The organism is Tunturiibacter gelidiferens, assembly GCF_014201335.1.
GTDB classification, from domain to species: Bacteria; Acidobacteriota; Terriglobia; order Terriglobales; family Acidobacteriaceae; genus Edaphobacter; species Edaphobacter lichenicola_E.
Genome location: NZ_JACHEB010000002.1, coordinates 245,204 through 260,242, shown reverse-complemented (window position 1 = coordinate 260,242; position 15,039 = coordinate 245,204). Strand labels below are relative to the sequence as shown.

9 protein-coding genes are annotated in these 15,039 nt (G+C 58.4%); 3 read left to right on the top strand and 6 right to left on the bottom strand.

The window, feature by feature from the left end; genetic code table 11:
* Window positions 1-29: 29 nt before the first annotated feature.
* The 3 genes from HDF14_RS04880 to HDF14_RS04870 all read right to left on the bottom strand — a co-directional run bounded on the left by HDF14_RS04880 (window position 30) and on the right by HDF14_RS04870 (window position 4,794).
* The gene (locus HDF14_RS04880) at window positions 30-1,394 is read right to left on the bottom strand and encodes a phthiocerol/phthiodiolone dimycocerosyl transferase family protein (RefSeq protein ID WP_183974100.1); all 1,365 of its coding nucleotides are present in this window, start codon (window positions 1,392-1,394) and stop codon (window positions 30-32) included.
* A gap of 524 nt (window positions 1,395-1,918) precedes the next feature.
* Window positions 1,919-4,465 (bottom strand): choice-of-anchor D domain-containing protein, encoded by a 2,547-nt coding sequence (locus HDF14_RS04875; protein WP_183974097.1) that lies wholly within the window; start codon window positions 4,463-4,465, stop codon window positions 1,919-1,921.
* Window positions 4,459-4,794 (bottom strand): hypothetical protein, encoded by a 336-nt coding sequence (locus tag HDF14_RS04870; RefSeq protein ID WP_183974096.1) that lies wholly within the window; start codon window positions 4,792-4,794, stop codon window positions 4,459-4,461. Before HDF14_RS04870 ends, HDF14_RS04875 begins: the two co-directional genes overlap by 7 nt.
* 285 nt (window positions 4,795-5,079) lie before the next feature.
* Here HDF14_RS04870 and HDF14_RS04865 point away from each other — a divergent pair, with 285 nt between their 5' ends.
* Window positions 5,080-7,512 (top strand): ABC transporter permease, encoded by a 2,433-nt coding sequence (locus HDF14_RS04865; RefSeq protein ID WP_183974095.1) that lies wholly within the window; start codon window positions 5,080-5,082, stop codon window positions 7,510-7,512.
* A 135-nt stretch (window positions 7,513-7,647) separates the two neighbouring features.
* Here the strand turns inward: HDF14_RS04865 and HDF14_RS04860 are convergent, their stop codons facing one another.
* Window positions 7,648-8,211, bottom strand: coding sequence for a TetR/AcrR family transcriptional regulator (locus HDF14_RS04860; protein WP_183974094.1), 564 nt, complete (start codon window positions 8,209-8,211; stop codon window positions 7,648-7,650).
* Window positions 8,212-8,320: 109 nt separating this feature from the next.
* Here HDF14_RS04860 and HDF14_RS04855 point away from each other — a divergent pair, with 109 nt between their 5' ends.
* Window positions 8,321-9,730: an amidase gene (locus HDF14_RS04855; RefSeq protein WP_183974093.1), complete on the top strand. Its 1,410-nt coding sequence runs from the start codon at window positions 8,321-8,323 to the stop codon at window positions 9,728-9,730.
* Window positions 9,731-10,081: 351 nt separating this feature from the next.
* A complete protein-coding gene (locus tag HDF14_RS04850; protein ID WP_183974092.1) occupies window positions 10,082-12,331 on the top strand; it encodes a glycoside hydrolase family 3 C-terminal domain-containing protein in 2,250 nt (749 codons plus the stop codon).
* Window positions 12,332-13,040: 709 nt separating this feature from the next.
* On the opposite strand, the gene HDF14_RS04845 is transcribed toward HDF14_RS04850, so the two are convergent.
* Both HDF14_RS04845 and accC read right to left on the bottom strand, forming a co-directional pair.
* The gene (locus HDF14_RS04845) at window positions 13,041-13,565 is read right to left on the bottom strand and encodes a biotin/lipoyl-containing protein (protein WP_183974091.1); all 525 of its coding nucleotides are present in this window, start codon (window positions 13,563-13,565) and stop codon (window positions 13,041-13,043) included.
* On the bottom strand, window positions 13,526-15,013 hold the full coding sequence (accC, locus tag HDF14_RS04840) for an acetyl-CoA carboxylase biotin carboxylase subunit (RefSeq protein ID WP_313899490.1): 1,488 nt from the start codon (window positions 15,011-15,013) through the stop codon (window positions 13,526-13,528). The genes HDF14_RS04845 and accC overlap by 40 nt, the downstream gene beginning before the upstream one ends.
* Window positions 15,014-15,039: the final 26 nt, after the last annotated feature.

The window sequence follows — 15,039 nt, the reverse complement described above, 5'->3', positions numbered from 1 at the left end:
AGATGCGCATCGTTCCTTACCTCGACAACCTACCGCCGAGCCTTTACCTCACCCTTCATTAACGAAGAGACAGCACACGCATCCCGAAGAATGGCCAGCGCGTCTTCCACCAGCAAACGGAACGGCTGCCGGCTCGCGTGAGTGATGTACAGTGTCCCATCGACCGTGACCATCGAGATCGTTTGCGTGTCGCCGACTCCACTGACCACCGACGGATACAGCGCCCTGATCGTCAGCCTTCCAAAGTTGGTTCTCACCCCCGGATCGCCGTAGTTGCTGATCATCAGGTCATGCTTGAAAAATCCCTCCGGGTCGATCGTCTTCGGATCATCCGGATCGCCCTCCCTGTCCAACACGTCACGCACGGCCTTCATCGACTTCGCCGTCACCTCTTTGGTCTGTGAAGGCAACATGTCTTTCTTCAGCGCGCGGGCGAACTCCCAGAACGGAAGATTGTCCGACGGCTGCATCACCGAAGGATGCACCCCGATGATCGGACCTGGTACGCCGTAGAGTTCCAACATAGGCCGAAGATCTATCGGCGAAAGGCATACCACTGGCGAAGTGCGCCACCGCTCCGCAAGTTGCCTCCCCGCAAGAAGGAACGCCGCCAGCAGAGCGCCATGCACAGTTGTACCCTCCTCGTTGGCAGTCGCCCACACTGCCTTCAGATCGCTCGCTTCAAAATGATGACGTTCCACCCTGGGCACTGGCATATCAAAACGCACATAGGACGCAGGCGCCTTCGCAGCAGCAGAGACCTCAACATAAGGTCCAGGTTCACCGAGCCCAAAGAACTCGCCCAGCGCTGGAAGCACCGGAAAGCGAGGTGCCAGATACTCCCCCGAAGCAGCGGCGACCAGGTCCTCCACGATTCGGACATTGGTCTTGCCATCGGTGATCGCATGATGCGCCGAAAACAGAATCACGCAGCGCTCAGCACTGTGGCACAGGGTGGCACGCGCCAGCACACTGTCTCCATATCCAAAGGATGTGACCGTCTCCTCCGCAGCCAGGTAGTCAAGATCCACTCCCTCCAGCGCTACCACACGCAATGGAATCTCTGCATCCGGCACCGTCTCGAAGTAAGGACGCTCGCCCCGTTCCTTGCGAATACGAACCGAAAGCAGCGGGTATCGCTCGGCCACCTCATCAAGCGCCCGCCGCCAGTCGTCCACCGTGGTCCGGCCTTCCACCTCGGCGACAACCATCGCGGGATGCGGATTCGTGACCTCGGAGAGCCAGAAGAACTCCTCCAAACCCTCGAGAGTCCGCAATCTATATCCTGTAGAAACTCCCTGATTGTGTGCTGCCCGCTTCGAGCCCGGCTCGAACAAAAGGCCCTCGATGATTTCTCGATCAGATTGGACTTTGGTCTTCAAATTCGTCTTCATGTTCTCTCCCGCTTTCCTTGATAAGTCCCCGATAGATTCCTGGTAGGTCCCCGTTTGTGTCCCCTGCGACTAGCTTCCATCCCAGGTCGTGCCGTCGTTGAAAACGCTCGTGACCATCGTTCCAACCTGCTGGGCGGCAGCGCATCCTCTTTCGCTGAAACAAACCTTCCGTGTTCCAAATAAGCAAAAACGCATTTTTGGCGCAGCTACTACCTCGCTGTCAGGCCATTACGGCATCCGACACTGATTAACAATGCGCAATTCGTTTTAGTTATCGATCATCGAGGCCTACGAACCCGAGACATGCAGTAGACACAGATGACGAGAAACGCCAGCGACTCCAATCATTCGGCTGCTCACTATCAGCCAAACGGAGTTACTTCTATAAACCCGCAGCCACCGCAAATATTCCCTAAATACAAATCAGAACTCAATGTCAGGGTAGGCTAGCTCGCTAGAATGTGTCGTCGATCTTCCCTCATCGCAACGGCAGTCGCGGTGGCGTCCACGTCATTGACCAGCACTCAGTTCGCAGTCCCTGACAGTGGAATTATGTCCGGCGAACTCGCAGCGTTGCTGATAATCTGCAAAACCGCAGTTCGCGTACCCGAAGCGGTCGGGTCGAATGAAATTCCAATTGCGCAGTTGGCTCCGCTTGTCAAAGTACTTCCACAGGTATTCGATTCAATCGGAAAATCCCCTATATTTGCCCCGGCAAAGGTTATCCCTGAGATCGTGAGCGTCGCATCGCCAGTATTGGTCAACATCACAGTCTGAGAGATCGAGGTCGTGGCAATATCTCGCGCCGCAAACGTAAGCGAAGAACTCGACAACGAAACCGATCCCACACCTCCCGAACCCCTGAGATTGAAACCGGTCGACTCCTCGGTGACAAGATCGGTCACGGTATAGGCTAGTGAATAGAAGGAAGTATTGGAAGGCTTAAAGGAAACGCTGATCTGACATGGGGTCTCGATCGCACATGTTCCGGATGACACAACGAAATTGCTATCAGGGTATGGAGAAACCGAGACCGGGTCACCGCCAGGTGCAGATATTGTCATAGACTGGGCCGCACTCTGCACTCCTATCCCCGTGGGGCCAAAGCTGAGAATGCTGGGTGTAACCGATGGTGCGTCAGGTTCGCCGTAACCGGTTAGCGGAATCGATTTCGAATAACCGGAAGTGGCATCCGTCACCGTAAGCGTAGCAGTATTGACACCAACGTGCGAAGGAGTAAAAGTAACGGTGAATGGGACTGACTGAGTCGGCGCGATTGTGAGGTTTCCACTAGCGGTCAAGCTGAACGAACTTGCGTCCGGCCCGGTGATCGCTCCAGACGACGTCAGAACAACACTCCCGTCATTCGTCCACTGCAAGCCGGGAGCGGGGGCAAATATCTGAGCGCCAACTCCCAGCATGCCCACCACCGCTGAAGCCGGAGTGATCGTCAGCGATGGCCCATCTGGAATTCCATTTCCGCTTAGTGGGATATTTCCATAATTCGTAACCAACGTCGCCGTCCGTGGACCAACTCCACTAGGCGTGAACTGTACGTAAAAAAAGGTATCTAGGTGGTCCCCCAACTGCCTCGGCACTGGCTGTACCGAGAAATCGGCCGCATTAGGTCCAGTAATCGAAACGGGCCCCACGCCCGCACCTTCAACTGAAAAGATGGAATTGCTGGCATTGGTTGGACTCGTCACCCCCACTGCGAGGTTTCCAAAATCGATGGGGGACCAATAGAAAGTTATATTGCTCGGATACTGCACATCAATAGGTACCGTTTCTGTCCCCGGAACTCCACCGTCGTTGACCGTGAGCGTTCCCGTTTGAGATCCACCTGCACCTCCTGTAGCTTCCACCTGTATGGTGCATATCGATTGCGCCGCTAGGGATGAGCCGCAATTGTTCGTCTCCGATCCAGAAGGGTTGAGCATGATAGGTCCGATCACTATCGGCGTCATTCCATTATTCGTAACCGTCACCGGTTGAGGGACACCTGCAAGCGAGAAGGTGAGCGACGAAGGCGAGAGAGTCACGGAACTCCCTGTATGAGCCAGCCCAGTGCCGCTCAGGGTAATAGACTGAGGCGAATTCGCCGCGGAACTTCCCACCAACACGGTGGCATTGCGAGCTCCGCTGGAGGTAGGAGTAAACCCAATCAGCATCGTGCACGTCTCTCCCGGGGCTAGACCTGGAGCTCCAGGACAGTTGGCGCCGGGGTTGGAGAAGTTGGGAATCAGCGAAAAGTCTGCAGCACCAGCGCCAACGATGCTAAAGCTTCCAACTCCGGATGGGATCAGGCTGGTGTTCGTGATAGTGAACGACTCGATTGACGGGAAGTTCAGGTACGCAGCAGGAAACACCAGGGCAGAACTAGAGATAGACAGTCCACCGGTAGGAGAGCCCAGCTGCACCGCAAGACTCCCAGGCGCTGAGGTCAGCGTAGGCTGGAACGGAGACTTCCCTCCCACCAGTCCGAAGATGCTCGAAGAGTCCAGCGTCGGATTATTCGCAAGATTTGTCCCCGCCCCAATCACGTTCACCGGAGCAGCTCCTCCAGGCGGCGTCGCTGCCGCAAACAGCATCCCGCACGCCGAACCATCCCCCGCCACGCCTCCGTTGGAGTTGGTACAGCTGGCAAGCGCATCCGCCAGCGTGTCGATCTGTTCCACAGGAACGGTCGTCCCACTCGGAACATTCAACCCGGGCACCCTGCCAGTCGTCGTGTCCGCAAAGATCGCCGCCTGCGCAAACCCATTCGCCAGCGCAGCCGCATCCGCCGAACCCGATCCAATCGCACTATACGAACTCATAAACGGAGCTAGCGGCCACACCGCCGCCACCGTCGTCAGCTCATTCACATTAATCGTCGTCGAAGATCCCATACTCCCACAACTCCCCAGCGCAGCCATCAGCGCCAGCTGCGGATTCGTCATCCCAGTCGGCAACCCGGGATTGCCACCAGTAGCCGTCAAATAAACCAGCGTAGAAGCCGACGGGCATTGAAAGTCGCCGGCCAGCGTGAACTCACCATTCGCATCGCTCGTAACAACCTGAGTCAGCAACGGCGTCGAAGCCGAACCATCCCCCGTCGTCCCACCGCATACAACTGAATCGTCGCCCCACTTACCGGCTGCTCGCCACCATACGCCGAACCGTGCAGATGAAGCGACGCAACAGGCGCTCCCACGTTTTCAACGCCAGACTTCTGCGAACATCCCGCAAGCAACAACGAGAGTAACCCAGCGCCCGCAACAGCAGCATTCACAAAACCCCGGCCAAATCCCTGTCCCACACGAGCCCAGACACACTTCACCACCTGTTCATTCGCTACCGCTTCGCTTATAAATCTCTCCTCGCGTCCACAGGTCGCGTTCTGAACTGCATCATCCAAACCAAATCAGGAATGTTCGCCTCGGATTCTAGCCCGCCCCCACAACAGACCCAATGAAAATCGAGAGATTCGCACGATACTTTTGTGGTGCTCCGCGGCGACTGATCCGAGCCCTTTGCTCCTCATCGAAGGATCTTCCGCACGAACCGCATTTCAGGCACTCTGCCCAGCCCCTGGGTAGAAACTGGCAACGCCAAATGGAACCGCCGCCTCAATAGGCGCGTACAGCCTATACAAGCCCGGGAGCCCAAGGAAGATACGCGATGGTGCGTGACGAGGTAGAACATGAACGCCGATATACGACTCGCTTTCCGACAGTTGGCAAAAGCGCCTGGATTCGCCCTGACCGCTGTGCTCACACTGGCACTCGCCATCGGCGCCAATGCAATCGTGTTCAGCGTTTTGAATGCCTTGATCTTGCGACCGCTCAACGTGCCGAACGCCGAGACGCTGTTCATGCTGGAACGCGCCTACGGGTCTGATTCATCTCCATCGGAGTCCTATCCGGATTATCGCGACCTGCGCGACAGGAACCGCAGCTTCGACTCGCTGGTGCTATACAACATCATGGGCGGCGTCGGGCTCGATACCGGCCACGGAAATCCCTCCGTAGTCTGGCCCTATACCGTAAGTGGCAATTACTTCGATGCCCTCGGCATTCAGCCCTATCTTGGCCGATTCATCCATGCTTCTGAAGAACATGGGCCGAACAGCGTGCCCGAGATCGTTCTCAGCTATGCGCTCTGGCACAGCAGCTTTAACGGGGATCCTGCCGCAGTGGGCCGCACTGTGCAGATCAACAAACATCCCTTCACCGTCATCGGAGTTGCTCCACAGAACTTCCGCGGCACCGAACTCTTCTTCGCGCCCGATCTCTGGGCTCCCATCGTTAACTCCCCCCAAATTACTGATTGGTTTTCGCTCGAGGAGCGTGGCAACCATAGCGCCTGGGCGATAGGACACCTCAAGCCCGGAGTAACGCCAGCCGCAGCTACCGCGGACTTGAACACCATCGCAAATTCGCTCGCGAAAACCTATCCCAAATCTGATGATGGCATCAAGTTCTCCTTGTCCCGCCCCGGACTCGCCGGAAACACGCTCGGTCGACCCACGCGCGCTTTTATGTTCGGACTCATGCTCCTCGCAGGTCTTATCCTGCTTGCCGCATGCGCCAATCTCGGTAGCCTGTTCGCCGCGCGCGCCGCGGACCGTTCCCGCGAAATCGCAGTCCGCATGGCTCTGGGATCGCGCCGCAAGCTCATCTTCCGCCAGCTCATCACGGAAGGCGTTTTGGTCTCTCTGGCCGGAGGTATTTGTGGCACCGCGGGAGCCGTAGTCATCCTGCGCGCTCTCAGCACATGGCGGCCGATTCCGAATATCCCGATCAACATCCCCGTAAATCCTGACGTGAACACCTACGCTCTGGCCTTCCTGCTGGCTGTCTTCAGTGGCTTGTTCTTTGGCTTGGTCCCTATCCGCCAGATTCTTCGCTCCGATCCCTGGCAGATCATCCGCTCCGGATCCACAAGCGTCGGCGGCGCTCGCCGCTTGACACTGCGCGACGTTCTGCTCGGTTTGCAGATCGCCATTTGCGCTGTCCTGGTCACCGCTTCGCTCGTCGCTGTGCGTGGCCTGGCTCGTTCGCTGCAAAGCAACTACGGTATCCAGCCTAAAAACGTGATGCTGGTAAAGACCGATCTGAAGATGGCTGGATATGATGGCGACAAGCGTGTGCCAATGCAGAAACGCATGCTCGATGCCGCCGCCGCAATCCCCGGTGTCGATGCTGTCGGATATGCCAGTCGTCTTCCACTCAGCATTGGCGGAGGAGATTCCGACGTATACGCCGACGCCACCACCGATTTGCGTCCGACGAACGCCGCAGCCGATGCCCAGAACTTCAATGTCTCGCCCGACTATTTCCGTGCTGCCGGAACAGCTCTCCTCGTCGGCAGAACGTTTACCATGCACGACGAAGACAAGGCTCCCATCGTGGCGGTCGTGAATCGCGAATTCGCCCGCAAGGTCTTCGGATCCGTAGACAAAGCCATAGGTAGCCACTTCAAGTTCTGGGGCGGCGACAGGGCGGAAGTGGTAGGCGTAGTCGAAGACGGCAAATATGAAACCCTGACCGAAGATCCCAAGCCGGCCATGTTCTTTTCCTTCCTCCAGCATCCTGCCAGCGACGCCCGGCTCATTGTTCGATCGCAACGCGACCCGCAAGAGCTTGCCGCAGCATTGCAACACTCGATGCGCAACCTCGATCCAGCGCTGCCGCTCGAGATCCTAACCTGGCACAGCGAGCTGGACTCCGCACTCTTCGCCTCTCGCGTAGCCACCGTCTCTCTCGGTGCGCTTGGCCTGCTGGGCGCGATGCTTGCCATCACCGGCATCTTCGGCATGGCCGCTTACACCGTCAGCAAACGCCTCCGCGAACTCGGTATCCGCATAGCTCTCGGAGCTGGCCAACAAGAACTGCTAGGTGCAGCGCTCGGACGTACTTTCCGCCTGCTTGCCATTGGATCGATCGCTGGCATGATTCTCGGTGTACTCGCAACCCGTGTCCTCTCGTCGATCGTGTATCAGGCCACGCCGAAAGACCCGGTCATCCTCGGCGGCGTCATTCTCACCATGCTTTGCGTAGGTCTGGTCGCCGCCTTGGTTCCCGCCCGGCGTGCCCTCGCTGTTGACCCGATGATCCTGCTGCGCGAAGAATGAGTTGAGCCAAACAACTCACAGTCGACAAGTGGGCCCTTGCCAATACGCACCGACACCGTGACTACTCCTCAGACGTCGGCTCCTCGCCAGTAACCGGCACCTCCGAGAAGCGCGTTCCTCAGTACGCATCTGCCTTCACGCGGGAAGCAATCCTGCGGCGCGGTAGCTGTCGATCACGCTGTCATAGAGAGCAATATCTGCGCGGCTCCTTGCCATCAGTTGAGCACCCACGATTCCAGCGTAGATAGCACGTGCTCGCTTTTCTGCTTCCTTGGGGCTGGCAACCTTGGCGGCAACCAATGTCTTTCTCAACCACGCAACGTTGACGTCGGCGAAAGCTTGAACTTCCGGCTTCACTACGTCAGGCAGGTCGTCGAATTGCGCAGACATAAAGCTGCAAAGGCAGATGCGATTGTCGTTCTCCAGTGCCCAGCGAAAGGTCTCCGGATAGCGACGCAACGCATCCAGCGGCGTGACGGAGTTCTGCAGCAGAGACTCGAGATAAGCTGCATCATCCTCCCAGTAGCGCTTCGCCACCGCCGTAGCCAGTTCGGCTTTGCTAGGGAAGTAATAATAGATACTTGCGGCTTTGATGCCGACCTGTGCAGCCAAATCCCGGTAGTTTAGTCCTTCATAACCGTGAGCTTGAGCCGCAAGCTTCGCGGCGGCCAGGATCTCTTCACGAGCATTTACACTCATCACTTCTCCGCCCATTCATTGAAAAAAACCTCTCAATTTCTGAATCTACCATGTGGCAGGTAGAATCTCAATTCCACACCTGCCAAGTGGCAGGTAGAGAGGGCACACAATGAGTACTGATCTGATTTATTCCGACGCAACGAAGCTGGCCGAACTGATCCGCGCACGCGAGGTCTCTCCGGTCGAAGTCATGAAGGCACACCTCGATCGCATCGAGGCCGTCAACCCAAAGGTGGATGCGATCGTCACGATCGCCGAGGATGCGTTGGAGTTCGCCAGGAAAGCGGAAGCGGCGGTCCAGCGTGGAGAAGAGCTGGGACCCCTGCACGGGGTGCCCTTCACGGTAAAGGATTCGATCGACACCGCGATGGTGCCGACCCAACGTGGAACGCCCATCTTCAAAGGACGAACGCCCGACACGGACGCGACCAGCGTTGCGCGCCTGAAGAAAGCAGGCGGCATTCTGCTTGCGAAGACCAATCTTCCTGAATTCTCCTACGGGGTCGAAAGCGACAATCTGCTCACTGGTCGAACGAATAACCCATGGAACCTGGATCTGACTCCGGGCGGCTCAAGTGGTGGCGAGTCGGCGGCGATTGCAGCGGGCATGTCTCCACTTGGCTTGGGTACCGACCTTGCGATCTCCCTGCGTGGCCCGGCAGCCCACACCGGCATTGTCTCGCTCAAGGCCACCCACGGACGCGTCCCCATGACGGGCATTTGGCCGCGTGAACCGCGCCGTTTCTGGCATGTAGGCCCCATGGCGCGGAGTATCCGCGATCTATCGTTGGCTTTTTCCCAACTCGCTGGACCGGACGGACAGGACGGCTACTCCAGCAGCGCCATCTCGTTCGATAACGGGATTGGAAGTTCCAACAACCGTCCGCTTCGTGTGGGCTGGCTGGTTGAACCCGGCTTTGGCCCGGTCGACCGCGAGACCGCGGCGACGGTGGAAGCTGCCGCTGAATCGCTTAAAGATTTCGGGCACACTGTCGAGTCGGTACGCATCCCGGCGCTTGAGCGCGACTTTGCGCTTGATGTATTCACACGTCTGCATGTCCTCGAGATGAAGCCCGGATTCGTGGAGACGACGGCTGGCCGCAGCGAGGATGAAATTGGCGACATGGCCAGGTTCATGCTCTCGCTGCCCGACACTCCCGCGGCGGACTACATCGATGCTGCGCAAGCTGCGGAGCGGCTGAAGGATGGTTATGCCGAGTACTTCCAGAAGTACGATGTCCTGCTCACCCCGGTCATCCCTACTCCTTCCTTCAAGCACGGCCAGGCCGAGTTGCTGATCAACGGCCAGACTGTGAACGTCTTGGGAATAATGTCCGCGACAACGCCGTTGAGTGTTACTGGCTTGCCGGGCGTTTCCATGCGGTTCGGCACCAGCCATGACGGAATGCCGATCGGCGTGCAGATCGTTGGCAGCTGGCAAGCCGAGTCTACGATTCTCCACGTCGCGTCCCTTCTAGAGCAGGTAAGCCCTGTGCGGGACCTACACCCGAATCTCTAAATCGCACTAACGAAAGAGCGAGCACGGCCAGGAGCAGACGAGCCGCTCCTGCCCGTTGGCTCCCCGATTTGACGGATCGATCCCCTTAAGTAGACTTCTCGCCAGCGATCGTCAAGTGACGGGAAGCGCGTTTCTGAGGACCTATATACGTGGCGATCCTCTTTTGGCTGTCCCAAGGGTCCCTGGTCGGTGCGACGCACGTGCAATCGCCGATTGAGGTTTATGCGTGGGTGGCATACAGCACAAGGCAGAGCGGGCGCACTGAGGCAAGCACTGTGTTTTCTATAGCGGTGTAGGATCTACTACGCCCACACCGCCAAACCTTTGGTTGCAGAGGGCGAAGGAGACAAGATGCTTCAGCCGAAATCAAAGACCTGCACCACAGCTCTCGCTACAGCTTGCCTTTGCGTTGCGACGGCATGCTCCTCTTTTTCCACGCAGGCTCAAAACCCAGCCACAACCCGTGCATGGAGCAGCCCTTCTCTCCCTCCGGCACAACGTGCGGCGCTGGTGTTGAAGGAGATGACGCTGGACGAGAAGATCGCCATCGTTCATGGTCAGGGCATGGTAGGCGAACACCCAGGTCCTTCCGATTCGAACGGTGGTGCAGGGTTTTCAGTGGGGGTTCCGCGGCTCGGCATTCCTGCAATCCAGATGGCCGACGCAGCCTATGGTGTGACGCGGGACGAAGCGAACGGCCGATACGCGACCGCACTGCCCAGCAACCTTGGCGCAGCTTCAAGCTGGGACCCCAAGGCGGCGTATGAATATGGTGCTTTGATCGGCACCGAACTGCGTGCGCAGGGTTACAACATGTCGCTCGGCGGCGGTGTGAACCTTACGCGCGAACCGCGCAACGGACGAACCTTCGAATACATGGGAGAAGACCCGCTCCTCGCGGGAACGCTCGACGGCAACGTCATGCTTGGCGAGCAGGACCAGCACGTGATCGGCGACATCAAGCATTACGCCATCAACGATCAGGAGAGCGGACGGTATGCAGTGAACGCCAACATAGACGAGCGATCTATGCGTGAATCCGACCTCTTGGCGTTTGAGATCGCACTGAAGACTTCCAAGGCTGCCGCAGTCATGTGCGCCTACAACCGAGTCAACGGCACCTATGCATGCGAAAACTCTTACCTTCTGAAAGACGTGCTGAAGAAGGATTTCAACTTCGACGGTTTCGTCGTCTCCGACTGGGGCGGAACCCACAGTGCAGCGAAAGCCTCGCACGCTGGCCTCGATATGGAACAGCCCGATGACTTCTACTATGGCAGCGAATTGAAGAAGGCCGTTACGTCAGGCGAAGTCTCACAGGCTGAACTCGACGATCACGTTCTCCGCATCCTCCGGGCTGAGTTCTCTGCCGGTCTTGTTGATTTTCCTGTCGAGAGGAAAGTCGTCGATGTAAATCATGGCTTTGAGGTGGCGCAACGGCTAGCTGAGAAGAGCATCGTCCTCCTTAAGAACAAAAACGCAGTGCTACCGCTCGATCCGAGCAAGCAGCAGACGATTGCAGTGATTGGCGGCCATGCGGATGTCGGCGTTCTTTCGGGCGGCGGCTCGGCTCAGGTCGATTCTCCCGGCGGCAATCCCATCCCACCTCCGCCGCCCGGCTCCGGCCCGTTCGATTCTATGATCCGGCCAGCATGGCTTCGTGATGCGCCTTTGAGCGCGATCCAGGCAGCTCTGCCGAACGCGAAGGTGACTTACAACTCCGGCGAGGACCTTGCCGCAGCAAGCGAGTTAGCCCACCGTTCCGATGTCGCGATCGTGTTCGGCTATCAATGGGAAGCCGAGACGAAAGATCTTGAAACGCTGAGTCTCGATCCCAAACAAAACGAGCTCATCGAAGCAGTGGCGAAAGCGAACCCGAAAACCATTGTCGTTCTTGAGACGGGAACGGCAGCAACTATGCCATGGGCTGGCCAGGTGAGCGGAATCGTCGAAGCCTGGTATCCCGGCATTCGTGGCGCTGAGGCCATTGCCGCCGTTCTCTCAGGAAAGATCAATCCATCGGGCAAGCTCGCCGCGACCTTTCCCCTCCGTGATGCCGACTTGCCCCACCCCGTTCTCGTCAAGCCGCCCGACGCTTCCGAGTTGAAACTGGAGGACACCATGAACGCGATCATGGCGGAGATGGGTGCGGGCCTGCCGCCTTTCCAAATCTATTACGACGAGAAGCTGAAGGTCGGCTATAAGTGGTACGACGCCGAGAATAAGGATGTGCTCTTTCCTTTCGGCCACGGGCTTTCCTACACCACCTATAGCTACTCAGACCTGAAGATCGCGGCAGACACGCTTACCGTCTCCTTCGCGGTCAAGAACACCGGGCAGAGAGCGGGAGAAGAAATCGCTCAGGTCTATGCGTCCTTGCCATCCTCAGCCGGAGAGCCACCACGCCGCCTGGTCGGGTGGGCCAATCTTGCGCTGCAACCTGGCGAAAGCAAAGTCGCTGAGGTGCACATAGATCCCAAAATGCTGCAAGTCTTCGATGAGAAGACGGACACTTGGAAGGCTGTTCCAGGTTCCTACACCCTATCCGTCGGAGCGTCCTCGCGTGACCTTCCGCTTCACGAGGTGGTCAAGCTGCCTTAGCAAATTGCTCGGCACCTTGTACATTCTTCGGCGTCGATATCTTCCCACGAGATTCACAAACTTGCTGCAACAAATTGCTCACGCCTCTGCATCCTGGAAGGGTGCGTCGGTCATGAGTAGTATGTCGGCGGGCGGCCCGGTAGCCGCAACGCGATACGGGATATCTGGGCCGCCGTAACGCCGCTCGACAGGCTTGGTCTAGCCGATCGTTTTTTCTAAGTCGGCTTCTCGCCAGCAATCGTAAAGTGAACGACAAGAGCGTTTCTATCTAGTGATCAACAGGGGGCTCATCCTCTACGGCCTGATCGCAAAGGCTCGGGCATTCGCTCGGACGACATCCGAACACTGACCAAAGACTCCCCTCTCAATATCCGTCAAACCCTGTCAAGCCCCTGAACAGCAAATCACCGCGTCAATCCAGCACATTCGCGTGGCGTATCAGTTATGCGCCAGCCGATATACTTGAAGCAAGGAAAACAAAAAGGCCTCCGAGCGAATCGGGGGCCTTTACCGTTATCAAGTAACTCCTTTATTCATAATATTTTGCAGGTAAACCATCTGGAATCAATATTTTGCAGACACCAACTCTTTCCAAGCCTATGATTCTAAATAATTTACGCGCAAAATACCCCTCAAAGGGGGAGGGGGTCAACGAACGGGAAGGAGGACCGATGCTGACTACGACCGACACCACGAGACCGAAGCCTGACTACTCCACTACGACCAGCACATCGCCAGATCCCACCGCGTCTCCCACCGCAACCGCGATCCTGGCCACCCGTCCGGTCTTCGGCGACTTCAGTTCATTCTGCATCTTCATCGCCTCAATCACGAGAAGCGCCTGGCCCTCTTCGACCTCATCGCCCACCTCAGCCAGAACCCGCACCATCCGGCCCGGCATGGGAGCCTTCACCGGCCGCGGCCCATCTGTACCAGCTCCAGCCCCACGTCGCCCCTGCAAAGACCGCGGATCCGTCACCTCAAACCCGAACCGCCGCCCACCAATCACCACCCCATCGCCATCCAGAACACACCGGTACTGCCGCCCATCAATCAGCAACGACATCACCCCAGCTTGCAGCACCCTAACATCCGCCACAACCGGGCGCCCATCGACCGAGCACTCCACCCTGCCGCCAATCTCAGTTGGAAGCTCCACTCGCCGCTTCTCTCCCTCTACCTCAAGCCAAACCGTCACAGACGCAACCCCTCCCGCCGCCCCGCCACAGCCCACCGGCTCTCCTCGGACAAATCAGCCACCGCCGCCGTCTCCCGTCGCGCTGACGCCGCAAACAACGCCGCCGCAAGCGCCACCACGTCCTCAGGGACATCCTCCTCGACCGGAGCGTCCGGTTCCGCCAGCAGCCTCTCCAGATATCCCGTATCGATCCGGGCCGCACGAAAATCTTCATCCATCAAAATCCGCCGGAACAGTCCGATGTTGGTCTTGATCCCGCCAATCACATACTCATCGAGCGCCCGCAGCATCCGATCGATGGCCTGCTCTCGCGTCTCCCCGAACGCCACTAGCTTCGACAGCATCGGGTCGTAGTCCAGAGGCACATTCCACCCTTCATACACCGCGCAGTCCTCCCGGATCCCCGGCCCGCTCGGCTGAATCAGCCGCGTAATCAACCCCGGCGACGGGAAAAAATGATTCTCAGGGTCCTCCGCATAGATCCTGCACTCAATCGCATGCCCGCGCAGCCGCACATCCTTCTGCGTCAGCGGCAACGGCTCGCCCATCGCCACGCGAAGCTGCAGATGTACCAGATCCAATCCAGTCACCATCTCGGTCACAGGATGCTCCACCTGCAGCCGCGTATTCATCTCCAGGAAGTAGAAGTTCTCCTTATCGTCCACCAGAAACTCGACAGTCCCCGCGTTCACATACCCAGCCGAAAGCGCAAGCCGGACCGCAGCCTCGCCCATCCTCTGCCGCAGATCCTCTCCGACAACAGCGGAAGGAGCCTCTTCGATCACCTTCTGATGCCGTCGTTGCACCGAGCACTCCCGCTCGCCCAGATACACGCAGCTCCCATGCTCATCCGCCATCAACTGGATCTCGATATGCCGCGGCCGCTCGACCAGCTTCTCCAGGTAGACCTCACCCGACCCAAAGCTCCGCTCTGCCTCGCTGCTGGCAGCCGTAAACGCCGCCGCCAGATCCTCGGCCCGCGACACCGCCCGCATTCCCTTGCCGCCGCCGCCGGCCGCAGCCTTCAGCATCACCGGATACCCAATCCCGGCAGCCACGCGCACCGCCTCCGCCACATCCGCCAGCCCGGTCACGCTCCCCGGAACACGAGGCATTCCCGCCGCATCCGCCGCCTGCCGCGCCCTCGTCTTCGACCCCAACACCCGCATAGCGCTAGCCGGAGGCCCAATGAACGTCACTCCCGCCGCCGCACAGGCCTCCGCAAACTCCGCATTCTCCGACAGGAACCCATACCCAGGGTGAATCGCATCCGCCCCCGTCCGACGCGCCACATCCAGTATTAGATCCCCACGCAGATAGCTCTCAGCCGCAGGTGCCGGACCCAGCCGGTATGCCTCATCCGCATGCAGCACATGCAGTGCCCCCCGGTCGGCATCCGAGTAGACCGCCACCGTGGCCACCCCCACCTCCCGGCACGCACGAATTACCCGCAGCGCAATCTCCCCGCGGTTCGCAATCAGCACTTTTTTTATCGAACGTCGCAAGCGGC